At 58.0% G+C, this 24,737-nt stretch carries 26 protein-coding genes; 11 read left to right on the top strand and 15 right to left on the bottom strand.

Features of this window, described 5'->3' with window-relative positions; genetic code table 11:
* Positions 1 to 111: 111 nt before the first annotated feature.
* From AC2FH8_RS16700 to AC2FH8_RS16675, 6 genes are all read right to left on the bottom strand, one after another.
* Positions 112 to 576, bottom strand: a complete 465-nt coding sequence (locus tag AC2FH8_RS16700; RefSeq protein ID WP_142638504.1) for a hypothetical protein — start codon at positions 574 to 576, stop codon at positions 112 to 114.
* Between the two features lie 131 nt (positions 577 to 707).
* On the bottom strand, positions 708 to 1,778 hold the full coding sequence (locus AC2FH8_RS16695; RefSeq protein ID WP_496690292.1) for a polyprenyl synthetase family protein: 1,071 nt from the start codon (positions 1,776 to 1,778) through the stop codon (positions 708 to 710).
* A gap of 3 nt (positions 1,779 to 1,781) precedes the next feature.
* Positions 1,782 to 3,830, bottom strand: a complete 2,049-nt coding sequence (locus AC2FH8_RS16690; RefSeq protein WP_496690291.1) for a hydroxysqualene dehydroxylase — start codon at positions 3,828 to 3,830, stop codon at positions 1,782 to 1,784.
* Positions 3,823 to 4,650: a DUF3237 domain-containing protein gene (locus AC2FH8_RS16685; protein WP_281995742.1), complete on the bottom strand. Its 828-nt coding sequence runs from the start codon at positions 4,648 to 4,650 to the stop codon at positions 3,823 to 3,825. The genes AC2FH8_RS16690 and AC2FH8_RS16685 overlap by 8 nt, the downstream gene beginning before the upstream one ends.
* 14 nt (positions 4,651 to 4,664) lie before the next feature.
* Positions 4,665 to 5,546 carry an encapsulin gene (locus AC2FH8_RS16680; RefSeq protein WP_271951782.1) on the bottom strand — a complete coding sequence of 294 codons (882 nt, stop codon included), beginning with the start codon at positions 5,544 to 5,546 and terminating at the stop codon, positions 4,665 to 4,667.
* Positions 5,547 to 5,599: 53 nt separating this feature from the next.
* Positions 5,600 to 8,803 (bottom strand): adenylate/guanylate cyclase domain-containing protein, encoded by a 3,204-nt coding sequence (locus AC2FH8_RS16675; protein ID WP_496690290.1) that lies wholly within the window; start codon positions 8,801 to 8,803, stop codon positions 5,600 to 5,602.
* A gap of 448 nt (positions 8,804 to 9,251) precedes the next feature.
* Between AC2FH8_RS16675 and AC2FH8_RS16670 the strand changes: the two genes are divergently transcribed.
* The 6 genes from AC2FH8_RS16670 to AC2FH8_RS16645 all read left to right on the top strand — a co-directional run bounded on the left by AC2FH8_RS16670 (position 9,252) and on the right by AC2FH8_RS16645 (position 13,668).
* Complete coding sequence (locus tag AC2FH8_RS16670) at positions 9,252 to 9,686, top strand: hypothetical protein (RefSeq protein ID WP_496690289.1); 435 nt, start codon at positions 9,252 to 9,254, stop codon at positions 9,684 to 9,686.
* A complete protein-coding gene (locus AC2FH8_RS16665; RefSeq protein ID WP_271951788.1) occupies positions 9,683 to 10,348 on the top strand; it encodes a MotA/TolQ/ExbB proton channel family protein in 666 nt (221 codons plus the stop codon). The genes AC2FH8_RS16670 and AC2FH8_RS16665 overlap by 4 nt, the downstream gene beginning before the upstream one ends.
* Entirely contained in the window at positions 10,341 to 10,706 is a 366-nt protein-coding gene (locus tag AC2FH8_RS16660; RefSeq protein ID WP_246097257.1) for a biopolymer transporter ExbD, read from the top strand. The genes AC2FH8_RS16665 and AC2FH8_RS16660 overlap by 8 nt, the downstream gene beginning before the upstream one ends.
* A 4-nt stretch (positions 10,707 to 10,710) precedes the next feature.
* Positions 10,711 to 11,088: an ExbD/TolR family protein gene (locus AC2FH8_RS16655; protein WP_271951792.1), complete on the top strand. Its 378-nt coding sequence runs from the start codon at positions 10,711 to 10,713 to the stop codon at positions 11,086 to 11,088.
* Entirely contained in the window at positions 11,085 to 12,218 is a 1,134-nt protein-coding gene (locus AC2FH8_RS16650; RefSeq protein ID WP_496690288.1) for an energy transducer TonB family protein, read from the top strand. The genes AC2FH8_RS16655 and AC2FH8_RS16650 overlap by 4 nt, the downstream gene beginning before the upstream one ends.
* 442 nt (positions 12,219 to 12,660) lie before the next feature.
* Positions 12,661 to 13,668 (top strand): porin, encoded by a 1,008-nt coding sequence (locus tag AC2FH8_RS16645; RefSeq protein WP_142638522.1) that lies wholly within the window; start codon positions 12,661 to 12,663, stop codon positions 13,666 to 13,668.
* A gap of 60 nt (positions 13,669 to 13,728) precedes the next feature.
* Here the strand turns inward: AC2FH8_RS16645 and AC2FH8_RS16640 are convergent, their stop codons facing one another.
* Genes AC2FH8_RS16640 through AC2FH8_RS16620 form a run of 5 tightly spaced genes read right to left on the bottom strand, consistent with a single transcriptional unit; the run spans position 13,729 to position 17,935 of the window.
* Complete coding sequence (locus AC2FH8_RS16640; RefSeq protein ID WP_142638524.1) at positions 13,729 to 14,271, bottom strand: DUF3833 domain-containing protein; 543 nt, start codon at positions 14,269 to 14,271, stop codon at positions 13,729 to 13,731.
* Complete coding sequence (locus AC2FH8_RS16635; protein WP_281995739.1) at positions 14,268 to 14,885, bottom strand: DUF3833 domain-containing protein; 618 nt, start codon at positions 14,883 to 14,885, stop codon at positions 14,268 to 14,270. The genes AC2FH8_RS16640 and AC2FH8_RS16635 overlap by 4 nt, the downstream gene beginning before the upstream one ends.
* Positions 14,882 to 16,105, bottom strand: a complete 1,224-nt coding sequence (locus AC2FH8_RS16630; protein ID WP_496690287.1) for an MFS transporter — start codon at positions 16,103 to 16,105, stop codon at positions 14,882 to 14,884. The genes AC2FH8_RS16635 and AC2FH8_RS16630 overlap by 4 nt, the downstream gene beginning before the upstream one ends.
* Positions 16,105 to 16,650, bottom strand: coding sequence for a hypothetical protein (locus AC2FH8_RS16625; RefSeq protein WP_496690286.1), 546 nt, complete (start codon positions 16,648 to 16,650; stop codon positions 16,105 to 16,107). Before AC2FH8_RS16625 ends, AC2FH8_RS16630 begins: the two co-directional genes overlap by 1 nt.
* Positions 16,601 to 17,935 (bottom strand): NAD(P)/FAD-dependent oxidoreductase, encoded by a 1,335-nt coding sequence (locus AC2FH8_RS16620; RefSeq protein WP_496690285.1) that lies wholly within the window; start codon positions 17,933 to 17,935, stop codon positions 16,601 to 16,603. Before AC2FH8_RS16620 ends, AC2FH8_RS16625 begins: the two co-directional genes overlap by 50 nt.
* 178 nt (positions 17,936 to 18,113) lie before the next feature.
* On the opposite strand from AC2FH8_RS16620, the gene AC2FH8_RS16615 reads away from it, so the two are divergent.
* On the top strand, positions 18,114 to 18,839 hold the full coding sequence (locus tag AC2FH8_RS16615) for an SDR family NAD(P)-dependent oxidoreductase (protein WP_142638532.1): 726 nt from the start codon (positions 18,114 to 18,116) through the stop codon (positions 18,837 to 18,839).
* A gap of 34 nt (positions 18,840 to 18,873) precedes the next feature.
* Here the strand turns inward: AC2FH8_RS16615 and AC2FH8_RS16610 are convergent, their stop codons facing one another.
* A complete protein-coding gene (locus tag AC2FH8_RS16610) occupies positions 18,874 to 19,161 on the bottom strand; it encodes an I78 family peptidase inhibitor (protein WP_142638533.1) in 288 nt (95 codons plus the stop codon).
* A 130-nt stretch (positions 19,162 to 19,291) separates the two neighbouring features.
* Between AC2FH8_RS16610 and AC2FH8_RS16605 the strand changes: the two genes are divergently transcribed.
* The gene (locus AC2FH8_RS16605) at positions 19,292 to 20,404 is read left to right on the top strand and encodes an S-(hydroxymethyl)glutathione dehydrogenase/class III alcohol dehydrogenase (RefSeq protein WP_142638535.1); all 1,113 of its coding nucleotides are present in this window, start codon (positions 19,292 to 19,294) and stop codon (positions 20,402 to 20,404) included.
* A gap of 53 nt (positions 20,405 to 20,457) precedes the next feature.
* Here AC2FH8_RS16605 and AC2FH8_RS16600 read toward each other — a convergent pair whose 3' ends face one another.
* Together AC2FH8_RS16600 and AC2FH8_RS16595 are read right to left on the bottom strand one after the other, a co-directional pair.
* Positions 20,458 to 21,396: a DMT family transporter gene (locus tag AC2FH8_RS16600; RefSeq protein ID WP_496690284.1), complete on the bottom strand. Its 939-nt coding sequence runs from the start codon at positions 21,394 to 21,396 to the stop codon at positions 20,458 to 20,460.
* A 112-nt stretch (positions 21,397 to 21,508) separates the two neighbouring features.
* On the bottom strand, positions 21,509 to 21,940 hold the full coding sequence (locus AC2FH8_RS16595) for a group III truncated hemoglobin (protein ID WP_281995734.1): 432 nt from the start codon (positions 21,938 to 21,940) through the stop codon (positions 21,509 to 21,511).
* A gap of 165 nt (positions 21,941 to 22,105) precedes the next feature.
* Here AC2FH8_RS16595 and AC2FH8_RS16590 point away from each other — a divergent pair, with 165 nt between their 5' ends.
* Positions 22,106 to 22,573, top strand: a complete 468-nt coding sequence (locus tag AC2FH8_RS16590; RefSeq protein ID WP_496690283.1) for a DUF1203 domain-containing protein — start codon at positions 22,106 to 22,108, stop codon at positions 22,571 to 22,573.
* On the opposite strand, the gene AC2FH8_RS16585 is transcribed toward AC2FH8_RS16590, so the two are convergent.
* Complete coding sequence (locus tag AC2FH8_RS16585) at positions 22,570 to 23,562, bottom strand: ABC transporter ATP-binding protein (RefSeq protein WP_496690303.1); 993 nt, start codon at positions 23,560 to 23,562, stop codon at positions 22,570 to 22,572. The two genes, AC2FH8_RS16590 and AC2FH8_RS16585, sit on opposite strands and share 4 nt — an antisense overlap.
* Before the next feature lie 87 nt (positions 23,563 to 23,649).
* On the opposite strand from AC2FH8_RS16585, the gene AC2FH8_RS16580 reads away from it, so the two are divergent.
* Both AC2FH8_RS16580 and AC2FH8_RS16575 read left to right on the top strand, forming a co-directional pair.
* Positions 23,650 to 23,829, top strand: coding sequence for a zinc-finger domain-containing protein (locus AC2FH8_RS16580; protein ID WP_142638543.1), 180 nt, complete (start codon positions 23,650 to 23,652; stop codon positions 23,827 to 23,829).
* Positions 23,830 to 24,240: 411 nt separating this feature from the next.
* Complete coding sequence (locus AC2FH8_RS16575) at positions 24,241 to 24,708, top strand: hypothetical protein (protein ID WP_496690282.1); 468 nt, start codon at positions 24,241 to 24,243, stop codon at positions 24,706 to 24,708.
* The last annotated feature ends 29 nt before the right edge of the window (positions 24,709 to 24,737 follow it).

Genomic DNA, 24,737 nt, shown 5'->3' with positions numbered 1-24,737 from the left:
ATGATTACAAATCGAAATATTTTTCGAAGCTATTTTTCTGCATATGTGCAATCGAAATAGAAAACTCCGACCACGGGCAATACTGCACCCTACCTTCGGGGCAGGATCACTTTAGTCAGCCACAACCTCAAAGGTGACAACGATGGCGGTGTTTTCGCTGCCTTTGGTGTATACGCGCCCCTGATACTGGCCGGGTTCTGCCAGATCATGAATGGTGAGGCTTACGGCAACGTCGACGGCCTGTCCCGGGGGAATACGGACTGCGGAAGGTTGGATGCTCATCTTGTCGGTTGGCAACACGTTGCCGTCGCGGCTGATCATGTCGCCCGGTTCGAACTGCAAGTCGACAACGTCTGCTCCGGCAGGTGCAGCAAAGGACAAGAGAATGGTTCCTGTCTCACCGGGCCTGCAGGGCTTGCGGCAGTGAAAGGGTCCGTCCAGCTGTTGTGTGGTGCTGTTTTCCGCATTCAGAATGCCCCGTGCGATCTGAGATATCGGAAGTGTATCCTGCTCCGGAACGGCCTTGGTGGCCGTGCGGAGAGCGCTGACAAATGGTTTTCGCTCGAAATAAGGCATAGCTCAATGTGCACAGCCTACAGCGTTTAGTAAATGACAAACTTGAAAGGAATGCGTATTGGATTCGGCGGTGGATTCACGGGATTTCGAAATTTAAGATATTGAATATCTACAAAAAAAAAGGGCGAGTGTTAGACCTGACGCGCCACCAGATAATCCATGAACTGACCAAGAAACGCGCGCGGCGCCGCGTTGGTATTTGCAAATACAACATCGAATTCCCGACGGGCCGCCGCAAGCAGGTCATTTGCTGCGGCCTGAGCATATTCAATGCAAGAATAGTGGTTCATCCGCGCCAATACCCATTCGACCTCTTGCTCCGAACGGGCCGTTCTTGGCTTTTCTAGAAACTCTGACAGTCGGGACTGTTCCTGCCGATCCGCCTGCGCCCCAAGACGTCCCAGCATCAGCGTGCGTTTGCCTTCGTAGATATCCCCACCGATCTCTTTGCCGTATTTACCCTGGCTTCCCACAAGATTCAGAACGTCATCCTGGATCTGAAAGGCGGCCCCCAGAAAAAAGCCGAACGCGTTGAAGTCATCCAGATTCAGCGCCCCGGAGGCGACATCGTCCGGGCGCGCGATCAGGGCACCTATACGCATCGGGTGAATGAAGCTGTACCAGCAGGTTTTCTTCAGACACATGGTCAGATAGTCGGACGGGCTGAGGTCAAGGCGATTGTCTTTTATCCATCCCAATTCAAGGGCTTGGCCCTCGATCGACTCTTTCAGCAGGTGATCAAATTCGTCCACCACACGCGCGCCGGTCATCGGGCCCAGAGGGCCGAGGTTCTGGCGCAGCAGGCTTAGCGCCAGAGATTGCATGCCGTCGCCGATATTGATCGCCAAGGGCACACCAAGACGTTTGTGCATACATTCCCGACCCCGTCGGAAATCGCTGAGGTCTTCGATATCGTCATGAACCAGAAATGCATTGTGCAGCAATTCGATGACCGCAGCAGCAATTTCGGCATCCTCGGCTTTTCCGCCGAATGCTTCACACGTGGCCAAAAGAAGGGCAGGTCTAAGCCCTTTGCCCGAGGTTTCGATATAGTCCCGCATAGGCCCATAGAGATAGGCTTGCGGCTCACCCGCTGGCATTTTGTCCAACAGTACCTTGCGCGCCTGATCGCCATAACGCGTCAGCTGCTCAAGGAAACCTTGCGTGGCCGCGGATGCCGGCTGCGCCTTGGGAACAGTCACCTGTCAGCCCTTCTGTGTGATGATGACTTTGCGACCGGACATGTCGGTTGGCGGTGTGGTCGCCTCGACAATGCCGATCGCCAGATCTTCAGCAAAGTCCGCGCCGGGGATCGGTGTGTCCCGGCCCGGTAGATGCGCGGCCATCAGATTATAAAGCTCTGGAGGTGCCGCGACCATGCGCAACGCGTCCGAGATCGCAGGGTCTTCGACAATTCCGCCGGGCTTGGAGTATTCGGCCGTCAGCGGACCAATCGCGGCCAGCGGTCCTTGCCCACCACGTTTGGTGCCGGTGGCGTCTTGTCCCATGCGCAAAGCGGCCTCGACAGCGATGGCAAAGCGTTCATCCCAGGGCTCACCCGCCTGATATCGGGCATAGTCATAGGCCCGCAGGGGTTGCAGGATGTCGGGCTCATGCAGATCCCAGATTTCACAGGGCTGCGCCTCAGAACCACTGCGCCGTAGGATGGCATTGACGGCTCTTCGGGCAGCCTCATTTGCGCCTTCCATGGTGGCAAGGTCGGTGTTGGTCCGGACGTAGTCGGACGCAAGCATAAAGTTCGGAATCAGCGTCGCCGCTTCGGGCCGCAGCCGCCAGCTGTTAATGCGGTTTACCAACAGCGGTTCGACATTGCTTTCTCGGGCAGGATGATCGGGGTCCTCAACGATGTCGGGATCCAGGAACCAATAATGCAGTTCTTCATCCCTGAGGACGATGTTGCCATCAACGTTCAGGCTGCGTTTGAGCTGTTCCCAGACCTCTTTGGCGATTTCTTCACGAGAGCTGTCGCGCGCGGTTTTTCCGTTCGTGCCCGGCTTGTCCCATTCGGAAATATCGACCGAGAGCAATCCCTTGGTCTTACCATCGGCCCAGTTTTCAAAATCTATCTGGGACCAGAATTGTTTTTGCGAAACAGCCGTCAGCGCCCAAGGGCTGTCGATAAAGATCACATGGCCATGGGCCAGTTCAACATCCTTGGTCAGGTAAAACTGGATGCCATTCATCCACTGCACGTCTTCGGCAAGCAATGGCAGCTTGGCCAGACCCGGATCTACCTTTGTCATGGCCGGCGTCACCAAAGGTGCAATGCGTTCAATGGGCAGGGCGCTGATGAACCAATCACCGGTGACCTGCTTTTGCGTGCCGTCCTGTTCAACGGTGGCGCTGGAAATTCGGCCGTTTCGGCATTCAATCCCGGTGACCTTGGAATCGAAATGGTACACCACACCCCGGCTTTTCAGATATTCCAGCCAAGGCTGAATCCAGACCAGATTGGTCGGCCCGTTCAGCAGCCTGTTGCTGGTCGCCTCGGGTGTTGCGATCCCAAGCTGCAGTTGAATGGCGACATCGCCGACGGTCTTGGTGCTTGCGGTTGTCGCTTTGGCCGCCACCAGTGATCGGGTCAGGCCGATTGCCAGAAACTTCTGATAGGCCTCGGACCGCTCCGCGGCGCCGATGAATTCCCACCAGCCGATACGTTCATACTCATCGAACCGGCGCTCTTTGCACGAGGTCGCAATGCGCCACATGCAACCAAGGAAATGTTCGATATCCTCAAAGTCGATTTCGTTGCGCGGCGAGATTGTATAGGCAAAGGTCTTGAGCGCATTGGCGACCTCTTTTAGCGATTGTGGAAACCGCTCGGGTACGATGATACCGGGGTGGTCGAACTGGCTGACCAATACCTGGGTTGTCGGAACCAGATTGTCGTAGCAGGTGCCCTTGTCATAATAGGGCGTGCGCGACATCGTATTGGTGATGTGCCGGTAGAAGTTAGGGAAGAACCGGAACCCATGTTCACCGGGCAACCAGGGGCGTTTGACACCGGGTGGCAGGTCATAGCCGTGCATCCCGATCCAGTCTTTCAGCGCTCTGATATGTTCCTCTTTCGAACCGTGATCGTCTTCGCCTTCAAGCACCGGAATGCTGCGGGCCTTGCCGCCGGCGATAAGCTGACGCTCATACACTTCGACTTCGAAACCCCGTTCGATCAGCTCATGCGCGGCGCTCATCCCGCCGACGCCTCCGCCTAATATGACCACCTTTTCAGCCATCGGATGTTCCTTTCGCGGAATAGACGTCAAATCGCAGGGTGATGTCGGACAGGCTGGCCTCTCCGATTCCGAAACCCTGCAGACGGTTGATCCACATATAACGCGGATTCGAGGTCAGATACCGGGGCGCCAGCCGAACCGGGGCACTGGGTGGCAGCTTGCCCTTGGCAAGGGCGGCATAGCCATCCGTACCGAAATCGCAGATCCCGGTATCGTCGAACATGACCGGGGCACCGCCGGTTGTCGGATTGATCAGCGCCTTGGCATGCAGAATACCCACGCCATCAGGGCGCACGCGCATCCAGTCTCCGCCCACGGGCTCGATCGTTCCGTTCAGGTTCGGGCCGGTCACGGTACCGCCCTCTTTGATCGCAAAATGCAGCCATATGCCATCGGGAGTTTCACCCGATGGGTTGAAGTTGCCTGAAAACGGCACCTCAAAATGGGCGATATGATCCAGCACCGGGCTGGATGTCTCGTGTTTTGGCGCGCGATCTTCTGGTTTCGGCGCGACCGCGTTTCCGGGGTCATAATCGCGCCCGCCCGAGGTCAGAACCGGCCGCCAGGTCATCTGTTTTCCCACAGCGGGAACGGGCAGGGCCGCTGCAAATTGTTGCAACCCCGATTGTGGATCCTGACCCAGTGGCCACCCACGGACAGCCCGTTCAGGTCCGCCCCCTTCGCGATAGAACAGGCGCAGCGTGTCATGCGGAGATATCGCAGGCCCGGCCTCAACCAGAACCCGCTGTACCCCGGTGGCGGCCTGAAAGGCGGCTTCGGACCAGCGCAGGGTGACCCCGCCGTCGCTGAATTCCCGCATACCCATCGCGCCGGTCAGCACGTGATGGTCGAGATAGCCTGAGCTTCTTTGATCCTGAGGCGGAATTTCTGCTGAACGCGGAAGATATGATCGCCATCTGCCGAGGTCTGCAGATATTTGACAGCAATGTCAGAAGGCACAACAATCTCAACCGGTGCGCCCTGCAAAGACACCAGCACGGCCTTGTTCACCGGAAATGCGCCAGACCGCAGCAGCGGCCCGTCCAGAAATGGCAGAATGCTGTCGCGGGGCAAGACCATTGAGTTTTCCATCGGTGTCGTGACCGCCTGGAACAGGCCGTTACCCATCACACAGGCATAGGGTCCAAGATGACCCAGGGATTCCAGTTGACTGATCCCCGCAACCACGGCCTCGAAAACCTCGGGGCCGGTAGGCTTTTTCTTGGAACCGCTGGAAATGGGTTGTGCCTCCCCCGCTTCCAGCAGGCCTTCGTATTTTCCACCACCGCTTACGGTATAAACCGGGGGCAGCGTGACGGGTGCGCCGGGCGCGGGTTGGGGGCCTTCACCGGTGCCGGCCTGACCGTTAAAAATGATCTCATCCTCGACCCGTGCGACAATGGCAGCCGCCCGGCGGAACATAATCAGCGCGGCGGCCAGTTCGGGATCTGCAAGCTGTGCGCCTTTGACATGGACGTTCACGGACACTGTCGACAGCCGCGTCGTATCAAAATCATTCACGCCAAAGCGCATCTTTGGACCGGTCGCTTCGGGAACCAGTTCAAGCTTGTTCAGAGGAACCGATTGGGTATCAGCCGGTAGCGGGCCGTAGAGCGGCAGAAAACTGGCAGCAATACGCGCGCGCAACGCTTCATCGTGGACGGCCTTGTTCACAGCGTCCCACTGCTGCTGGTCCAATTCAAGTGCTTCGGTCATCGTCTCCCCCTTCTGGATGGCACTGCGCGGTTAAATCTGGCAGCTATCTAATTTCATAACGTTTTAGCAAATTTGTTCAGGCAATCCAGAGCGCGTTTCTCTTGAACAACTGCCCCGATGTCATGTGCAAGCTGCAAGGCTTGATTTGCCTCAGTGACAGCTTGGTCAAGGTCGCCACGGGCGGCCAATGCTTTGGCGCGCACACGGTGATATTCCGGCTTGTTCAGCATCTCTCCACGCTCCCACCCGGGCGTGCAAACATGTTCAAGCCGGTTCAGGGCATCCTCGATATGACCCTGATCGATCAACAGCTCCGACAGGACAATCTGGTTTTGCGGGAAGGTAAAGTTGCCGCCAGCCTGGGACACAAGGTCCATATAGGTCCCGACACGAGCAGCCCCCCCGATCACGTCACCTTTGCCCGCCTGAGCCAGACCCAGATAGATATCCTGCATTGCGTGAAGATACAGGAACCCTTCTTCGTCCGCGATCCGACGCGCTTCGTTCATCGTATCGTCCAGCAAGTCCCATTCGCCCGCATACGGAAGGAACATCGACGACGCGCCCATAATGTAAACAAGGTTGGGGGCGTGTTCGAACGGCTTGCTGATTTCGATCGACTTCAAGCGGGCCTCTTCGGCCTCGTCGAATTTGCCAAGCTGCCACAGAAGACAGCCCTGAATGGCAAAGAACGACGCGCTGGTCGAGGACTGGGTCATCGGCATCATGGCCATGTCAAGCTCGGGCGTGATCAGGGCAAGGCCCCGTTCAAGCTGTCTTTCGCAATCGGCAAACTCGCCGCGGAAATAATGAGTATAGCTGAGCGCCCGAGCAGCAAGGACGTTTGTAACCGGATCCGGTGCAAGGCTGGCCATGCCGTCAAGGGCCTGCGCCATCTCAAGTGCGCGGTTCATCTGGCCCGACACAAAGAAATGCGTCCATCGGCAGAAGGTCGCGGCAAACAGGGTTTCGCCCGCACCCAGCGCCTGTGCAAGATGCATCGCACGGGCTGCGGTCTGCCCAACCTGTGTGGATGACCAACCGTGTATCGCCATGAACGCAGGCAACACATTCATCTGGACGCCAAGCTCTACTCCATCTCGTTCGGGACCGCCGGGCATCGTTTCGATATTGCGCAATGCGGCCTGAAAAGCGGCAATCGCCGGTAGGTTCGCAAGGCGGCTGAGGGCCTGTTCACCCGCCAGAACCCAGTGGGTAACAGCCTCGCCCTTAAGACCGCCTAGATCGCAGTGATGCGCCACGGTATCCGGTGTCGGGTTACCAAAAGCCTTGTGACCGGCCAGCAATTCTTTGGCGATTTTCAGGTGAATCTGTTCCCTGTCTTCAAGTAAAAGCGACTGGTACGCTGTGTCCTGCACCAGCGCATGGTGGAACGTGTAAGTCGGCGCCCCGGCTTCGCTGGTGATGGATACCAGACCTGCACCGATCAGTTGGATCAATGCCGATTCCACATCCGTTTCCTTGGGCGCTACCGCATGGATCATCGCCGACGTGAAGCTGCGGCCAATCACGGATCCCAACTGCGCTACAGGTCGCGCATTTTCCATCCGGTCCAGCCGCGACATCAGCGAGTCATGAAGAGTTGCGGGGATACTGAGGGTTCCCATTACCCCGGCGTCGATGGGCACGTCCTGCGGCAGTTGATCCAGAACCGCCTTGGTCATTTCCTCGATATAAAGCGGTACACCATCGGCTTTTTCGACAATCTGTCTGACCAAAGTGACCGGCAGGCTGCGCGGTACGGCAACACGGCGCACCAGTTCAGACGCTTCGAGAACCGAAAGAGGTGTCAATTCGACGATTGACGCGCGGCCTTCAAAATGTTCCGGAGGCTCGTATTCAGGGCGGTGCGTCAGAACCACAAGGATGGGCAACTGATCCAAGGCGTCGATCAGCGCGTCCAAGGCATCCAGCGTGGTTGCGTCCGCCCAGTGCACATCTTCGAATACCAACAGCAATGACCCGCGTTCATCGCAGATGCTCCCGGCACAGCGGATCAGCAAATCCAAAGATTTGCGGGCTTTCTTGATCGGATCGGGTTCGACCGGAGCGTCAGTTTCAAACCCGGCCAAATCCAATAGCAGCGCAGCATCTTCTTCGGTCAAACGAGAGGCGTTTTTCGCGTATTCCCTGATCGACTCGGTTACCTTGTCGGTATCAGTCTCATCCCCTGCAAACCGTCGAAGCTCGGCACGCAGCGGGTGCAGGGGCAAACTGGCAAGATGCGGGACACATTGCAGGGTCATAGGCCTTTGTCCCAGCGTTTTGCTGAGGGAATTGATCAGGCGCGATTTCCCGATACCAGCCGGGCCACCAACCAGCGCAACCTGACCCGATCCGCGGAGCACATGATCCCAAAGCCCTGTCAGGTCGGTCAGGTCGTCTTCGCGGGCAACCAATTTGACCGTGGACTTGCCGGTGCGCGCGTCGAACCGGCTGGCGGCGATCTTTTCGTCAATAACGCGGAAGACCGAGCGCTCACCATCAAATCCCTTCAATTCGTGATTGCCGCGCGGTTCAAAGTTGAAGGCCCCTTTTGTCAGGCGCCATGTCTCGGACGAGACGACAACTTCACCGGGATTGGCCAATCCCTGAAGGCGTGAGGCAAGGTTGGCCGTTTCGCCAACAATGAAATCCTGTGTTCCCAGACTGGCAGAGGAAACAACCCCGACAACGACAACTCCGGTTGCGATTCCCGCGCGCAGGTCCAGGTTTTCACCGAACTTGTTTTCCAGATTCTGAACCGCTTCGATGGTTTCCAAAACCGCACGCACCGCGCGCTCGGTATCATCTTCAGTGGCTTTCGGATATCCGAAATACATCATGATGCCATCGCCCTGCTTATAAGCCAGGTGGCATCCGTGTTGTTTCATCGTGCCGATGGCGGTGTCCAGATACAGATTCATGATCTGCATCAGCTCTTCCGGATCATGCCGCTGTGCTAATTGCGTGGACCCGACCAGATCACAGAATACAAGCGTCAGCTGTCGCCGTTCGGCCACACGGGACATTGCGGGTTTGTCGGACGCTTCCTGAAGCTTCAGTTCTGCCTGTGTTTGCCGAAAACGTTTCCTTTGACCGACAGTCAAACCCAGATCTCGAAGTTCCGGGTCTGTCAATTCGTCCAATATTACGTCGTCTATCCCTTCTTCGAGAAACCGCGCGCTGAAGTCATGTAGATCGGCGTTTTGCAGAATAGTTGAAAGGCGTGTGGATTTCCCGATGACAGTCGTCATTGATCAGCGCTTGCCCCCTGGTACTTCTTCGGCACATCGTTGCATGCCTCTTTCGCGTCAATATCGCGCCGAATCCAAAAGATTGACGTGGTATCAGACCAATTTGGTAACAAGTGTGGCAGATGTCAGGCCGAATTGCTATGATATTGCGGTCAAGCCTCCCAAATGAATGGTTTTGTTGTCAAATCGGAACCAGCCCGGTGTGGTCGCACCACTCAGACGCAATTTCGGTCGGTCCGAGGTTAATTGGCACCAGGTACAAGGCCTCAGGGGTTCAGGTTAATCCGGCCGGAAACCAGTGGTCTGACCGGATGGCCGTAAATATGCCGGTTGGTCACAAATGCGTCGCGAGCCCTTTCGCGGGCCATAGCTCTTGGATAAAAGAATAACGCGCCAGCACCGAAACGCCGGCCTTCGATGTCTTCATTGAATTACCGGGAGAATACCTGTGACGTCTTTCCGCCTGGCGAAACTAGCGATCCTTTGTCTTGGCATTCCAACCATGTCCCTTGCGCAATCCGCCGAGGACCCAAGCGCTGGGCTGTTGATGGAACTGAACAATTTGCAACAGGTCGATGGCAACTGCCGATTGTCATTTCTGTTGCAAAATCAGACCGGTGCCGAGATTGAGGCCGCCAGTTATGAAGCCGTTGTTTTTGACGCTCAGGGCAATGTTGTCAGCCTGACGCTGTATAAATTCCGCGATATTCCTGCGGGACGTATGCGGGTGCGGCAGTTCACCATCGTGGACATGAGCTGCGGCAATGTCGGCCGGATTCTGATCAATGGATCCAATACATGTACGGTCGAAGGCGCCGAAAGCGATCTTTGCGACGAAGCCCTTACGCTAAACAACCGAACAGATGTGGAGTTTCTCAGATGAGCCCGCTTGATGCTTTGCGTGAAATTGTTGCCCTTGGCGGGCCGGTGGTTGCGGTCCTGATCGCCATGTCGATCGTGACGCTGGCCGTCACGCTGTACAAGCTTTGGCAGTTCACCGTTTCCGGTGTCGGTCGGCACAAGATCCTGTCCCAGGCGCTTGCGGCCTGGGATGCAGGTGACACGCAAGCCGCAAGGGCCAAGCTGGCGGAAAGCCGCAGTTATCTTGCGCCGCTAGTCAGCACTGCCATGGATGCGCCCATCATGCCCGGGCTGGACCAAAGGCTGGATGCCGAGGCCGGGTTGGCCTTGGCGGGCCTTGAACGCGGCTTTCGCCTGCTGGACACCGTGGCACAGCTGGCGCCTCTGCTGGGCCTGTTCGGCACCGTCCTTGGCATGATCGAAGCGTTCCAGAGCCTTCAGACTGCCGGATCGTCGGTTGATCCCTCGCTGCTTGCGGGCGGTATCTGGGTAGCGCTGGTCACCACAGCGGTTGGTCTGGCCGTGGCGATGCCGACCTCGATGGTTCTGTCCTGGTTCGAAAGCCGCACTGCGCGCGAACGGGTTTTCGCCGACAAGGCCTTGAGGACCGTTCTTGTTCCGGGGCGGGGATCGTCAGACCCTGCCCAGATGGCCGCTGTCCCAACGACAGCAGATCATGCGTAATCGGGCACCATTTGTGCGACGGCCAATGTCGATGACGCCGCTCATCGACATCATTTTCCTTTTGTTGCTTTTCTTCATGCTGACTTCGACCTTCTCGAAATATGCCGAGATCGAATTGAGCAGTGCGACCGGCGGCGCCTCGACCGACGAAGTTACGGGTCAGCGGGTGTTTCTGCAGCTGGGATCAGAGCGCCTGATCCTGAACGGCGTTCCGGTCACATTGGACGAGGTGGTCGAGCAGGTGAACACCGGGCAAGTCCTGGTCAGCCTTGACCCCGATACAACCTCGCAAAGGCTGGTCAATCTGCTGGTGCGGCTGCGTGGGCGCGACGGGTTGAGCGTTCTGGTGTTGGAGTGAGGCGATGATCCGCAATATTCGACCCCGCCGCAAACGCGATTCGACCATTGCTTTAATCAATGTCGTGTTTCTGATGCTGATCTTCTTTTTGATCACCGGAACCATCGCGCCGCCGCTGGATCCGGATCTGCAACTTGTGGATACGTCGGAACTGGAGGGCAGTGAGCCCCCCGACGCGTTGGTTCTGCACAAGAACGGATTGCTCAGCTTTCGGGGCCAGCCGATGACCCCCGAAGCCTATATGACCGGCCGCGACCCCGCGCCGGTGCGGATCGTGCCTGACCGGGATGCACCCGGCCACCGGCTGATCGAGGTGACGGGGACTCTGCGGCGGTTGGGGGCGACGTCGGTCTTTGTAGTGACCGAAAAGGCGCTGGAATGATCAGACGCTCGGTTGTCATTGCGGCTATTGCGGTCCTGGTGTCCCTGTTAATTCACTTAGTCGGGTTGAGCGTGACGGCGCCCCGTCTGACTGAAACCACGGAACCTGCAGGCCCGGCCGATGCCATCGCGCTGGGCAATGAGTTCGAAGAGATTGCCGATGTCGTTGCGGACCCGGTTGAGCCCGAGCCCGCCCCCGAATCCGAACCGGAACCGGAAGAGCCGCTGGAGCCCGAACCGGCACCCGAACCCGAAGAAGTGCCGGTTAGCGAAGCATTGGTCGCCTCTGATAACCCTCAGCAGGTCCCTTCACCCGATCTGGGCAAGTCCGAAATCGTGCGCCCGGTTGTGACGGAAACGGTTGAGCCGTCGGAAACCACGTCTGAGACACCTTCGGACGCAAATGAAGCCGCCAGCCAGGACGAAGATTCCACGCCTCAGGCCGAACCCAATGAGCAGGCCGAAACACCCGAAGGAGTGCCCGAGGCCAGCCCGGTGCAAGCCGAAGAACAGGCAGCGGTTGACCCGGCCCCGGCCGAAGTTCCCACGCCCGAGCCATCGCCGGTTCCCGACATACCGCTGATAGCTGACATACCCGACGTCAACATCCCACTTGTCGAGCCCGAACCCGAACCTGAGGCGGAAGAAGAGACAGCGACGGCACTAACCTCTTCGGTGCGTCCGAAGCTACCGGATCAACGACCTAGTTCCAAACCGCAGGGCGTCTTGCCGGGCTCCAACGATTTCAGTGATCTGCGGTTCCCAGAGAAAGAAGTCGAATCCCCGCTGTCGCAGTACAAACGCGCGGGAATTGACCCGTTCACACGCGGCAACACCAGTGCAGGTTCAGGGGGAAGGGGGCCAGGCAATTCCACCAAAACCAACTATGCTGGCCGTGTGCTCATGCATCTGAACCGGGCGCCTTTGGTCTATGTTTCGGCACGCGGTTTCGCTCAAGTCTTTTTTCAGATCAACCCGGATGGCACCTTGGCCTTTGTCGATGTGGTCGACAGCTCTGGATCCCCCGAAGTCGACCGCGCTGCCAAGGCGCAGGTTCGTGCGGCGTCACCTTTCCCGTTGCCCCCTGGCGGTGTCAGCCGCAGCCTGTCATTTTTCTATAACAGCAACTAGCATATGGTGCCGTAGCAGGATCGCATCCGACCCGAAGCGCGGCTGGGCATTATGCTGTGTGACTGGGCGTGCTCTTGGGCGTGGCAATTCCCGGAATGCGGACTCTCAGATTGCGACTCACCTGAAATTGGGCTGCAGTCACAACAGGGGTAGGGACCGAGAATCCCTGAATCATGCGACCTGTCAATAATTCCCGGTTTAAAGAGGTGGTCTGGCTTTTTTGCGTTCAAATTTTTGTAACGTTTCCAATGAGCGAACAAAGTGCTCGAAAAGCTTGAATATCTACGCCCTGCGGCCTTTTTGCCCGGTGCAAAGTGGCAACACCGTTGCAGGCAGAGGGCGTGGAAAATCCCGTCTCGCTATTGTGCCCATGTTGAAATTATTCGACGAATTTAGCCGCCGCTTCGGTGGCACTACTCCTCTCAAAACTTATGGATTAACCATGAAAAACGTACTCATCGCATCGACCGCGCTGATTGCAACCGCCAGTGTTGCTGCCGCGGAAGTCAAATTCAGCGGCTATGGCCGCTTTGGTCTGGGCTATGAAGAAGACCGTTCAGCAACCACCACCACAACGACCGCGTCTGGTGCGGTCAATTCGAACAACGCCTCGACCGACGATACCATTTTGGTGTCGCGTTTTCGTCTGAACATCGACGCCAGTGCCGAAACAGATGGCGGCGTTGAATTCCAGGGCCGTGTTCGTCTGCAGGCGGATGACGATTCAAGCACCGGCGAGCAGAACGAAGCTGGCCTGAATGGCGCCCGTTTCTCGGTTATCTATGGCGGCCTGCGTGTTGACGCCGGTAACGTTTCGGGTTCGTTCGACAACCTGGATGACTACTTCGGTACCGAGCCGGGCCTGGAAGAATTCCTGGGTCAGTATTCGGGCGTGAACTATTCCTTCCTAGAATACAGCTCAACCGGCACGGGCGCGAATGCTGTGTTCTTCCGCTACACCGTTGGCGATCTGGCATTCTCGGCATCCTATGACCAGGACACGAAATTCCTGGGCGCAGGCATCACTGACGACCGTGATCGCTGGGACGTAAGCGCAACTTACACCTTCAACAACTTCACCGCCTCGCTGGCATATGGTGAAACTGATGAAGGCGCAGGCGTTGACAAGGAAAGCCTGACTGTTCTGACCCTGGGTGCAGAACTGGGCGATTTCTACGGCACCCTGTTCGTTGCTGACGATGACGTCAACAACGACGCCGAAGACGGCACCGCTTATGGTTTCTCGGTCGCCTATGATCTGGGTGCGGCAACCACGCTGCAGCTGGTTTACGGTGACGGTTCGGCTGACGACGACACCCGCAACATCGGTGTTGGCGCCATCTATGACCTGGGCGGCGGTGTATCGCTGCGTGGTGCAGTTGGCGAGATCAAAGACGGCGATGACGACGGCAAGATCCGTGCCGACTTTGGTGCTCAGTTCAACTTCTAAGCTGATCTGAACCATATTGATCTAAGGGCGGGCCTTCGGGTCCGCCCTTTTTCTGTCTGACTATTTCTTTTCAAAGAACAAAATGACTTCACCCAGCCGGATGCCATAGCGCGAGACATAGGCCCGGTTCAGCAGCCGGTCATCGCTCAGCAGCCACATCCAGTCATCGAAATCGACCCGCATGGTCCCATCCTTGACGGGCAGGTCGATCTTGTAGGTCCAGTTGAAGGTATCGCCACGCTCGATCCCGCTGGCGGTGCCCAGCACGCCGGGGGCTGTGCCGGTCCAGGTATCCTCGCCGGTTTTGGTCAGGGTCCAGACGCGCTGCTCGGTTGCGCCGTCGTCATAAACGAAATCCTCGATCAGGGTCAGCGTCTCGCCATCCCATGTACCATTGATATCAACAGTGAACCGGCGTGGCACATTGCCCAGAACATCCTGAAATTGACCATAGGCCACAGTCTGACCCTCAAAGAACTCTTCCAGGTTCAACTGCCGATCGGACAAAAAGGTCTTGGGGGTTCGGGGTTTCGCGGAGCAGGCAGCCAGAACGGTCAGCCCCAGAACAGCAAGGCCCGCGATGACAAGACGACGTGGTTTCATTGCAGCACCCGTGTTTCAGCGGCGGTGTCATGGCCATTCGCCCGGTCCAGATAGGTCGATTTGGTGGAGGGCGCCGGGCGCATGGTGGCTATCAGCTCGGCGACTTTGATGCCGAACTTTCGCATCTCGGACCGGTTCATGATCACGCCACTTTCCGTCAGGTACATCCAGTCGGTTACGTCCAGCGTGTGTCCCCCTGCGTCCTCGGGCAGGATGATCTTGTAGGTCAGCTTTACGGTCGAGCCCGAGACCGTGCCGCGCCCTTCGCCCACGATGTCATCTGCTGTCGCGATGAATGTGTTTCCTGTGCCCAGAGTCAGATACCATTTGCGGGCCATCTTCTTGCCGTTGGAATAGGTGAAATTCTCGGTCAGAGTGCCTGTGTTGCCGTCCCATTCCCCGACCATACGGGCGACAAAGCTGTTCGACATCTTACCGTCGGGGCCATAGATCAGCCCTTCGGACAGGATCTCCCCGTTCAGGTTTTCCGTCATCTTAAACGCGGGGCCGGTGCCGCTGTAATCCTCAGGCGATTGGGCCCGAAAGCTGAGATAGCGCCCTTTTGCGATGGACAGGGCGAAGATGATGAGCAGGGCAATGGCAAGTAGTTTCATTTGGCTGAGACCTCAGTTGGCAGCGTCAGGACCATTCCAAACGCGCCGAGTTTCAGGATGCAGGGCAAAATGGCATAGGCGAGGTTGAGCGTTTGCAGCGCCTCGGCTGAATTTGCCTGTCCCGGAGTGAATCCGCTGCGTTCCAGCAATGGCAGGGTGAAGAAGGCCGCCAGGGCCAGCCCCAGCTTGCCCGCGAAGGACCAGATGCCGAATGCGGCGGATGCGTTCAGACCTGCGCGTGTCAGAGCGACCGAGAACATGGCCGGCAGCACCACCATATCCGCCCCAAGTGCGGCGCCCGATGCAATGCAGATCAGGGCGAACCCGGCTAGGCTGCCGGTTGACAGCGTCGCGGCGCTGACAAAGGCCGCAATCGACAGCGGCATGGCGATCATTAGGGTCTGTTTCGGGCCAATCCGATTGCTGAGCCGCGCCCAAAGGGGCACGCTTGCCCCCGCGCTGAGGAAGAACAAGATCAACAGCGGTCCTGCCATGCCTGGCAGTTGCAGCCGGTCTTCGACAAAAAACAGAAACAGAGTCGAGGTGATGGCGACCGGCAAGCTGTTGATCAGCGCAAGAACCAGCAGGCGCAGCGCACCGGCATCGCCGAGCCCGGAAAAGGTCAGGGCTTGTCCGGTTATCGGCGCGCGTCGCCAGATCGGGGCCGTCAGGACAAAGGTCAGAATGGCGATGAGGCCCAAAAACAGCCCGAACGCAGGATAGCCCTGCGCCTGCGCGCCAAAGGCGACAAACAGCGCGGGGGCACTTGCGGCAAGTATCACGCCGGTTAGCTGCCCGCCCTCGCGATAGGCGGCGAGTGTCATCAGCTCGGACGGGGTGGGCGTTTTGGCCAACGTGGCGCTGCGGCCATAGAGCAGGATGGTTCCCAGGCTGTAGGCTGAAAACAGCAGGATAAGGATGGCCACCAAACTGGCAACGGACGCGCCCTCAGACAGAGTGAACAGCAGCGGGAAGCCAACCGCCAGCCCAAGTGCGGCGAGGGCAGCAAACAAAAGCTGGCCACCAGGCCACCGGTCAATCGCCCAGCCAATCAGGGGATCCTGCACAAGGTCAACCAAACGGATCAGCAACAGGACGGCGCCGATCACCCCAAGGCCAATACCCAGATTGACCGCCGCAAAACGCGGCAGGTGAATGTAAAGCGGGATGCCTGCAGCGGCGAGCATCAACGCATAGAGACTGACCCGGGGATACAGCATCACTGACCCTTCAACTGCCGGGTAAAGTTGGCCGATCTGGTGTTGCTGCCAAGAAAGATCGACATGAATGCGCGCGTGATGCCCGGGCTCGACAAGGTGCAGGTTCTGCTGCCATTGCGCCAGAACCCGATCTTGTCCGGCCCCTTCGAGATTGCCAAATAGCTGTCGCCTTTGCTGACGGCCTGAAAACAGGCCTGCAACTGATCGGCGGTTGGAGGCGGGTTGCCCTGTCGCACCATTTCGTCAAGCGTCGACTTGATCAGAGCCTTCTGCGCGATGGATCTGCGGTATGTCAGTTTCAGTCCGAACTCTTGATTCCAGTTAAACGGCGCGCCGCCGGGCGTATAAAGCCTGGCATCGTAAACCGGCAAACCCAGGAACCGGAACGTAGAGCTGCCCAGAACCTGCGGATCGCCCAACCGTTCAGCCAAAGGTGACGCCGCTAAACCGCAGGGCAGCACCATCGCCAGCGCCAGAATGGCCTGGCGCAACAGCTCAAAGATCGGCCGCAACAGGGATGGCCGCGATCTGTTCGGGGGTGCCATTGTCTGCTCCGATGGTTTGCGGGCCGCCAGTGATCCGCTCGACGACATGCATGGCGCTGGCAATCCCGTCTTCGTGAAACCCGTGCCGGTTATAGGCGCCCGCAAACCAGGTGCGGTTCTGTCCCTGCATCTCGCGGATTTGCCCCTGTGCCCAAAGTGCGGCCTTGTCAAAAACCGGATGGGCGAATTCGACCTTATCATAGATCTTGTCGGCGGCGATCTCGGATGAGGCGTTCAGCGTCACAAACAGCGGGTCACTGTCGGGAATATTCTGCAGCCGGTTCATCCAATAGGTCACCCCGACATTCCCGGCCTGCGAGCGATAGGTCCAGCTGGACCAGCAGGCCCGGCGTTTGGGCATCTGCGACGGATCGCAATGCAGGATGGCCGTGTTGGGCTGATACCGGATCGCGCCAAGCGCGGCTGCTTCGGCTGGGGTGGCATCCTGGCCCAGAATGGCAAGGGATTGATCCGAGTGGGTGGCCAGAATGATCTCATCATACTGATCCGACTGGCCTTGGCTGTGAACGGTCACGCCTATCTCATTGCGCTGCACCCTCTGAACGGGGCTGGCCAGACGTATTTCGGCCCCGCGGGCACGCAGGGTGGCGTCAATCCGGCGGACATATTCAATGCTGCCGCCCTTGACCGTGTACCATTGGTGCTGATTGGCGCGGCCATTGGCCAGCAGAGCGTGATTGCGAAAGAACTGCACCAGCGACCGCGCCGGGAATTGATCCACAAATTCAACCGGGGTCGACCAGATCGCCCCGCACATGGGCATCAGGTAATTGTGCCGAAACCAGTGCCCCAACCGCAACTGATCAACCAGCTCTCCGATCGTTGTGTCATCGTCCTTGGCTGCGTCCGGGGCCTCTCTGCCAAAACGCAGGATGTCGGCGATCATCTTGTAATAGGCCGGCCGCGCAAGGTTGCGTTTCTGCGCCGTAAGAGTGCGCAGGTTGTTCAGCCCGTATTCGATGCGCCCGTTGTCGATGGTCGCACCAAAGCTCATCTCGGATTTTTCGACAGGCACGTTCAGCGTATCGAACAACCGTGTCAGGTAAGGGTAGGTGGCATAGTTGAAGACGATAAAACCGGTATCGACGGGCTGATCGCCATTTTTTCCCGCCATGACCGTGCGGGCATGCCCGCCAAGCCTGGGTTCAGCCTCAAAGAGTGTCACGTCATTGTTTTCGGAAAGATAATAAGCTGCTGAAAGGCCTGAAATGCCTGCGCCAACTATGGCGATTTTTTTCCTACCCCTTTGGGTTTCGTCGAACATGATAGCCTCGTTACGTGACGTTTTGATATTGAATACGCAGTAGGGGCAGGATTGGATCATTCAAGACATGGGTTTTTCAGGTGCGGCTGCAATTTAGCGGCCTCACCGCGAGCAACCGAAGGTGATCCAAACTGGCCGTGTAACCGTATTGAAATAACACAATTCAGAAATGGTCGGCATGAACAGCTTTGACGGGAAAACTTATTGGATAGTTGGCGCAAGCGAAGGTCTGGGTCGTGCATTGGCGCAAGCTCTAAGCAATCGCGGCGCCCGGGTGATCCTGTCGGCGCGAAACGCGAAACGCCTGGATGAAATCTGCAGCATTCTGCCAAATTCAAAAGCCATTCGTTGCGATGTCGCTGATTTAGACTCTGTTCGACGTGCCGCTTCCGCTGCCGGAAAAGTGGATGGCCTTATCTATAATGCCGGAGCTTATGACCCGATGCGCAGCACTGAGTGGAACACCGAGGCCGCTCTTCGGATGTCCGATGTGAATTTTCAGGGCGCTTTGCGGGTTCTGGGCGAAATACTTCCTGGGTTTGTTAAGGCCGGGCAGGGGGAGATCACGCTGATCGGGTCGCTGTCCGGCTATCATGGCCTGCCATCTGCAGTCGGGTATGGTGCCAGCAAGGCGGCTTTGATTTCACTGGCAGAAACCATGCGGCATGATCTGGCGGGTTCGGGCGTCACGGTTCGGATCGTAAATCCCGGCTTCATCAAGACTCGCCTGACCGAAAAGAACAGTTTCCGGATGCCGATGCTGATGACGCCTCAGGGCGCGGCCCAGCATGTGGTTCGGGCAATGTCCCGCCACAGATTCCGCACAGACTTCCCAGCGCCGTTTTCATGGCTGATCCGCCTTGTAGGCTATTTGCCGGATTGGGTGATATATCGCGGAAGATAGGCCCTAACATTGGGGTTTTGAGCTTCTGCCAGGCTTAACCGCAGGTCAGGCTCTGTATGATCCCCGAGCCGTTTACAAAGACGTTCAGCCGGTCGATGCGATAATCCTGTGTGGCGATGTCATCGGGGCCTAAAACGCGCGACCGTTCGGGTAATTGCGACTGAATGGTCGATACAGGCTTGCCAATCGCATCGGCAATTGGCTCTCCTTTGCAAAAGGCCAAATCTACCGGAGTGGGTTCAAGTGGCAGTGGCGCGTCCTCAGGAGCGGGCGACTCCGTACATGCGACCAGCAAAATCAAAACAGGGGTCAAACGGCGCATTGGCGCTCCTTTTTCTGGCAATGTCGTTTCTGTAATATCAAATATTTAGCATTGCTGCCATCAAAGCGCAGTTGAAAAAATCCTGCATTTAACGCAGGGTCAGGCCAAATTTGACTGGGAGAAGTACATCATGCGCACCCGTGCCGCCGTCGCCGTGCAGGCCGGCAAACCTTTGGAAGTGATGGATGTGAACCTCGAAGGCCCCAAGGCGGGCGAGGTTCTGGTCGAGATCAAGGCGACCGGCATTTGCCACACCGACGAATTCACCCTGTCGGGTGCAGACCCCGAAGGCCTGTTCCCCGCCATTCTGGGCCATGAAGGCGCAGGTGTGGTGGTCGAGGTCGGCCCGGGCGTGACCAGCCTGAAGCCGGGCGATCACGTGATCCCGCTTTACACCCCCGAGTGTCGCGAATGTGAATACTGCCTGCATCCCAAAACCAACCTGTGTCAGGCGATCCGTTCGACGCAGGGCCAAGGGTTGATGCCCGATGGCACCTCGCGGTTCTCGACGCTGGATGGTGATCCGATCCTGCATTACATGGGCTGCTCGACCTTTGCCAACCACACGGTCCTGCCGGAAATCGCGCTTGCCAAAGTGCGCCCGGACGCGCCTTTCGACAAGATCTGCTATATCGGTTGCGGCGTGACCACCGGCATCGGCGCGGTGATCAACACCGCCAAGGTCGAGATCGGCAGCCGCGCCATTGTCTTTGGTCTGGGTGGCATCGGCCTGAACGTGATCCAGGGCCTGCGACTGGCAGGGGCCGACCAGATCGTCGGCGTCGACCTGAACCCCTCCAAGGTGGAAATGGCCACCCGGTTCGGTATGACCGATTTCGTGAACCCGTCCGAGGTCGAAGGCGATCTGGTGCCTTATCTGGTCAATCTGACCAAGGGCGGCGCAGATTACACCTTTGACGCAACGGGCAATGTCGGCGTGATGCGCACGGCGCTGGAATCTGCACATAAGGGCTGGGGTGAATCGATCATCATCGGCGTGGCACCTGCTGGGGCCGAGATCTCGACCCGCCCGTTCCAGCTGGTCACCGGTCGTTCCTGGCGCGGTACGGCCTTTGGCGGCGCCCGTGGCCGCACGGATGTGCCCAAGATCGTCGATTGGTACATGGAAGGTAAGATCGAGATCGACCCGATGATCACCCACACCATGGGACTGGACGACATCAACCATGGGTTCGACCTGATGCATAAGGGCGAAAGCATCCGCTCGGTTGTGGTTTACTAAGGCTCTAATCCAGACGGAAAAGTTGTTAAGGCGCGCTTCTGGCGCGCCGTTTGTCATTCTCCTGGTCGCGTCGCCCCTGTATCCGAACGCGGTGAGCGAACCCGCAGAACCGGGGTGTTGGCTGAGGTGGTGTTCGACCGGCTCTCGCGCCAGACGACGAAGACACCAGATGCGATGATGATGCTGGCGCCGACGGCAACCCAGCCGTCTGGCTTTTCGCCGAAAAACGCCATGCCAAAGATCGTGGCCCAGATGATCTGGCTGTATTGGCTGGGGGCGATGACCCCCGCTGGCGCGGCACGATAAGCCAGAATAATCAGGTGTTGGGCAATGACAGAAAACACTCCGACCAGTGCCATCATGGCCAGATGCAACAGGGACGGAGGCTGATAAACGGCCGGTTGCGCGATGCTCATGACCACTATGGCCAGCAGCATCGGATAAAGGATCAGAACGGCCGAGCGTTCCTCATTGCCGATCTTACGGACCAAAACTGACGCGAAAGCGCTGCAGAACGCGGCCGTCAGCGCCGCCAGATGGCCTAGCGTGATGTCCGTGGTACCCGGGCGCAGAACGATCAACACGCCGATCAGGCCCACGCCAACCGCGGCCCAACGCTGGGCGCGGACCACCTCGCCCAATATGGGGATCGACAGGACCGTGACGATCAGCGGGAAAGAGAACAGGAGTGAATATACCTCGGCCAAAGGCAGGACCGAAAAGGAATAAAATGCGCAGGACATGCCTGTGACCATCAACCCCGACCGCAGCAGGACCAGCCAGGGATGGTGCGGAAGGAAGTTGCCGGTAGAGCGGTCTGTCAGGATTGTCACGGCCATCGGCACAAAGGAAAACAGCGTGGCGAAAAAGATGATTTGCATCACCGAATAGGTTCCGCCCAGCACCTTGATCAGCGCATCGTGGCTGGCAAAGACAGCAAAGCCCAGAAACGCATAGCCAAGGCCCCTGAGGGTGGTGTTTTGAGTGCTCATCGGTCTGGCCTTGGGCAGCGGAATGGTGGGTTCATCCGTTGCATAAACCCATTTTTCAGAGTCTGATAGCCCTTATTTTACCGCTAACATGGCAACCGGCCATGATCTGAGATCATCGCAGGATCGGTGGCGCGTCCTTTGGCTGGCGCGCGGATTGTACACCCACTTTCATCCCTACGCCGATGCGCCGGGCCAGCGCCACCCAGGGCAGCGCGGTTTCTGCGGGCAGGGTGCTATGGGCCACCTCCTCGAACAGGTCCAGCCAATGATCGAACAATTCGGGCCTGATATCGGGCCTTTCGATGTGAATACGCTGCGGATTTCCGTCATAACAACGCTCATGCAGAATGGCGTTGCGCCAGAACGCGGCGATCTTGTTCTCGTGCGGGGGCCAGTCGCTGACATGGTTTGCAAAGACCGGCGCCAGTGCCTCGTCCTGCCGGACGCGGGCGTAGAATGCGCTCACCTGCGACATGATCTGTTCAGCGGTGGCGGGAAACCTCGGAGGAATTCCTGGGCGGGCAGGAGGGGTAGGTTTGGACATGGGCGTTCCGAAACTGAATTGCGCCCCGTTCAGATCGGATTGTAGCCCGTGCTGTCAAGCCACGGCGCGTATATGTCGCGCTGTCTCAAAGAAGCGTTTGCGCAGGAAACGGGTCGGTTCCCCTCGCCGGGTCAGGCATCTTTTGTACAAAGAAGGAGACCTAACATGCACAAAATATCTGCCCTCCCCACCGCGCAGGTTCAGGCCTATCGCCAAGGCGCGCCTGATGGTTATGGCAACCCGCCCGAACGGGCGATATCGAACGGGGAAGGAAATCCCTGCCGTCATTGCCTGACCTATATTCCCAAGGGAAAGGAAATGCTGGTGCTGGCCCACCGGCCCTTTCCAGCGACACAACCTTTTGCTGAAACCGGGCCGATTTACCTTTGTGTAGAGCCTTGTCAGCGCTATGAGGATCTCACCAACCTGCCCGAGGCGCTGACCGCCTCACCCAATTATCTGATTAAAGGGTACGGATCGGACGACAGGATTGTTTACGGCACCGGGATCATTACGCCGCAGGCGGAATTGCAAAACGCTGCCGGGGATATCTTTGCCCGCGCGGATGTCGCCTATATCCACATCAGATCCGCGTCGAATAACTGCTATCACGCGCGGATCGACCGCGCCTAAAGCTTAACCCGGTGCAATCCCCGGCGCGGCTGATCAAGATCAGCTGCCGGGACATCGCCCGCCCGGGTCGAGGTCAGGGCCAGGAACACATCCTCAAGATCTGCTTCTTCGGTGCGAACGTCCCGGATACGCATGCCCACGGCCCTGACGGATTCCAGAACCTGTTCGGCACTGGTCTGGGCACTGCGATAGCGCAGCACCAGGCTGCCATCGTTGCGCAGTGTGGCCTCGACTCCCTCGGTCGCAGGCAGTTCAGTGACGGGGCCATCCGGAATAATTACCATCGTCCGACCATCCATGCGGCTCAGCAGGTCTGCCGTGCTGTCCTGTGCGATCTTTTCGCCATGGTTGATGATGGCGATCTGGTCGCACATCTCCTGTGCTTCTTCCAGGTAATGCGTCGTCAGGATGATGGTCATGCCCTGCTGGTTCAGCTTGCGCACGTTGGCCCAGAGCATTTGGCGCAGCTCGATATCCACGCCCGCTGTGGGTTCGTCCAGAACCAGCACTTTGGGGTTATGCACCAAAGCCTTGGCCAACAGCAACCGGCGCCGCATACCGCCGGACAGGGTGCGGGCATAGGCCTCGGCCTTGTCGCTGAGGCCAACCAGTTCGAGGATTTCATCACTGCGCCGCTGCGCCTTTGGTACACCATATAGGCCAGCCTGAACCTCCAAAGCACCGCGCGGGGTAAAGAAAGGGTCCAGATTCAGCTCTTGCGGCATAACGCCGATGGCAGCGCGAGATTGGCGCGGGTTGCGGTCTTGGTCATGACCCCAGATCGACACATGGCCTGCAGATTTCACCACCAACCCGGCCAGAATGTTGATCAGGGTCGATTTCCCAGCCCCGTTCGGCCCCAGCAATCCAAAGACTGAACCGCGCGGGATTGTCAGGTCGATGCCCCTCAGCGCCTGCTTTTCGGGCTGGCCCTTGCTGCCGCGATAGGTCTTGCGCAGCCCTTCGATCCTGATTGCCGCATTGTCCATGTGGCTCTTGCCCCCGGTTTGCTCATCGCTCATAAACGCACCTAATGCATGCCCGCGAGGCCGACAACCAGTGAAGGATCGCCAGCCGTGACAATCGAAGCGCCGGAAACCAAGATCGTCGAAACCTCTCGTGTCGCCTGTGATGGTGGCGAAGGTGCATTAGGCCACCCACGTGTCTGGTTACAGATCCCCGAAGACACCGGCTGGGTCGAGTGCCCCTATTGCGACTGCAAATTTGTCTTAAAAGGGCACGAGGCCAGCGCCTGATTGTGCAAAGCCGCGGGCAGGTTTGACCTCTGCCTGATCATTGGAGCTGTTGGCTATTGTCTGGCCGCCGCTATCGGAATGCTTCTAATCGGATCGGGAAATCGGGCGCAGGGCGATGATACGATCGAAATCACCTGGTCAGCGGGCCGATCTACAGGCCTCCTGGGTGCCGGGTTTTTTCGACCGAAATCAGTTTTAAGGCCAGAGGGCGTTTCAACGCGCTGCGAACCTGCCATGTCTGGGCCGGTGAGGTGCTGTGGGCTGCGAATGAAGACTTCGGCACAAGGATGCCATTGCCTTACTCGATCACTTTGTCCTGCTTGATAAACCAATCAGGCAAGGTCTAACCTGCCCAACTAATGTCGTGTTCTGACGATAGCTTTGCGCCGGCTCAATGGAGGAAGTGTGTTGATGGACGCCAGTATCCAAAATACCAACCAACCGGTCTTCGGATGGATTGGTTTTAGTGTTTCCGCGATGGCCCTGTTGGGCGCCCTGTTCCTGTTCTGGGCCGGGCCATTCGCACCGCAACAATCGACTGGCGTGTCTTTGGGAGAGCTTGCAGCCGAGCTTGGAAAATCCACCCTGCGTTCGGCCGCCGGGCTGGACCAACCCGAGCCGGTGGCCCGGGTCCGTGATCTGGACGACTTTCTGCAGATCGGCATAGCCCTTTTGGGAGGATTGGCCGTCATCCTGTCGGCCATAGGCATTCTGCGCCACGAAAAACTGCGCCCGGCCATTGCGGGTATCGCAATCGGCATCGGCGCAATCCTGTTTCAGTTCTTTGCTTTTGCGTTTTTCGCTTTCCTCGGTGTGCTGGTCATTATGGCGCTGCTCAACAGCTTTTCGGATGTATTTGGCGGCCTGTTCGGCGGATAGTTCACCTTCTGTACTGGTCACCCGTGCGC

It is taken from the genome of Ruegeria sp. CDSC025, from assembly GCF_059610805.1.
The sequence above is the reverse complement of the archived record's forward strand: the minus strand, read 5'-3'. Positions and strand labels throughout refer to the sequence as shown.

Coding starts and splice junctions, on each gene's coding strand:
- AC2FH8_RS16575 (WP_496690282.1), top strand. CDS start 24,241: ATGGACGCCAGTATCCAAAATACCAACCAACCGGTCTTCGGATGGATT.
- AC2FH8_RS16635 (WP_281995739.1), bottom strand. CDS start 14,885: ATGAAACTACTTGCCATTGCCCTGCTCATCATCTTCGCCCTGTCCATC.
- AC2FH8_RS16600 (WP_496690284.1), bottom strand. CDS start 21,396: ATGAGCACTCAAAACACCACCCTCAGGGGCCTTGGCTATGCGTTTCTG.
- AC2FH8_RS16675 (WP_496690290.1), bottom strand. CDS start 8,803: ATGACGACTGTCATCGGGAAATCCACACGCCTTTCAACTATTCTGCAA.
- AC2FH8_RS16610 (WP_142638533.1), bottom strand. CDS start 19,161: ATGCGCCGTTTGACCCCTGTTTTGATTTTGCTGGTCGCATGTACGGAG.
- AC2FH8_RS16585 (WP_496690303.1), bottom strand. CDS start 23,562: ATGGACAATGCGGCAATCAGGATCGAAGGGCTGCGCAAGACCTATCGC.
- AC2FH8_RS16595 (WP_281995734.1), bottom strand. CDS start 21,940: ATGTCCAAACCTACCCCTCCTGCCCGCCCAGGAATTCCTCCGAGGTTT.
- AC2FH8_RS16685 (WP_281995742.1), bottom strand. CDS start 4,650: ATGCGGGAATTCAGCGACGGCGGGGTCACCCTGCGCTGGTCCGAAGCC.
- AC2FH8_RS16700 (WP_142638504.1), bottom strand. CDS start 576: ATGCCTTATTTCGAGCGAAAACCATTTGTCAGCGCTCTCCGCACGGCC.
- AC2FH8_RS16590 (WP_496690283.1), top strand. CDS start 22,106: ATGCACAAAATATCTGCCCTCCCCACCGCGCAGGTTCAGGCCTATCGC.
- AC2FH8_RS16630 (WP_496690287.1), bottom strand. CDS start 16,105: ATGCTGTATCCCCGGGTCAGTCTCTATGCGTTGATGCTCGCCGCTGCA.
- AC2FH8_RS16640 (WP_142638524.1), bottom strand. CDS start 14,271: ATGAAACCACGTCGTCTTGTCATCGCGGGCCTTGCTGTTCTGGGGCTG.
- AC2FH8_RS16645 (WP_142638522.1), top strand. CDS start 12,661: ATGAAAAACGTACTCATCGCATCGACCGCGCTGATTGCAACCGCCAGT.
- AC2FH8_RS16625 (WP_496690286.1), bottom strand. CDS start 16,650: ATGGCACCCCCGAACAGATCGCGGCCATCCCTGTTGCGGCCGATCTTT.
- AC2FH8_RS16690 (WP_496690291.1), bottom strand. CDS start 3,830: ATGGCTGAAAAGGTGGTCATATTAGGCGGAGGCGTCGGCGGGATGAGC.
- AC2FH8_RS16665 (WP_271951788.1), top strand. CDS start 9,683: ATGAGCCCGCTTGATGCTTTGCGTGAAATTGTTGCCCTTGGCGGGCCG.
- AC2FH8_RS16680 (WP_271951782.1), bottom strand. CDS start 5,546: ATGACCGAAGCACTTGAATTGGACCAGCAGCAGTGGGACGCTGTGAAC.
- AC2FH8_RS16655 (WP_271951792.1), top strand. CDS start 10,711: ATGATCCGCAATATTCGACCCCGCCGCAAACGCGATTCGACCATTGCT.
- AC2FH8_RS16615 (WP_142638532.1), top strand. CDS start 18,114: ATGAACAGCTTTGACGGGAAAACTTATTGGATAGTTGGCGCAAGCGAA.
- AC2FH8_RS16650 (WP_496690288.1), top strand. CDS start 11,085: ATGATCAGACGCTCGGTTGTCATTGCGGCTATTGCGGTCCTGGTGTCC.
- AC2FH8_RS16620 (WP_496690285.1), bottom strand. CDS start 17,935: ATGTTCGACGAAACCCAAAGGGGTAGGAAAAAAATCGCCATAGTTGGC.
- AC2FH8_RS16605 (WP_142638535.1), top strand. CDS start 19,292: ATGCGCACCCGTGCCGCCGTCGCCGTGCAGGCCGGCAAACCTTTGGAA.
- AC2FH8_RS16660 (WP_246097257.1), top strand. CDS start 10,341: ATGCGTAATCGGGCACCATTTGTGCGACGGCCAATGTCGATGACGCCG.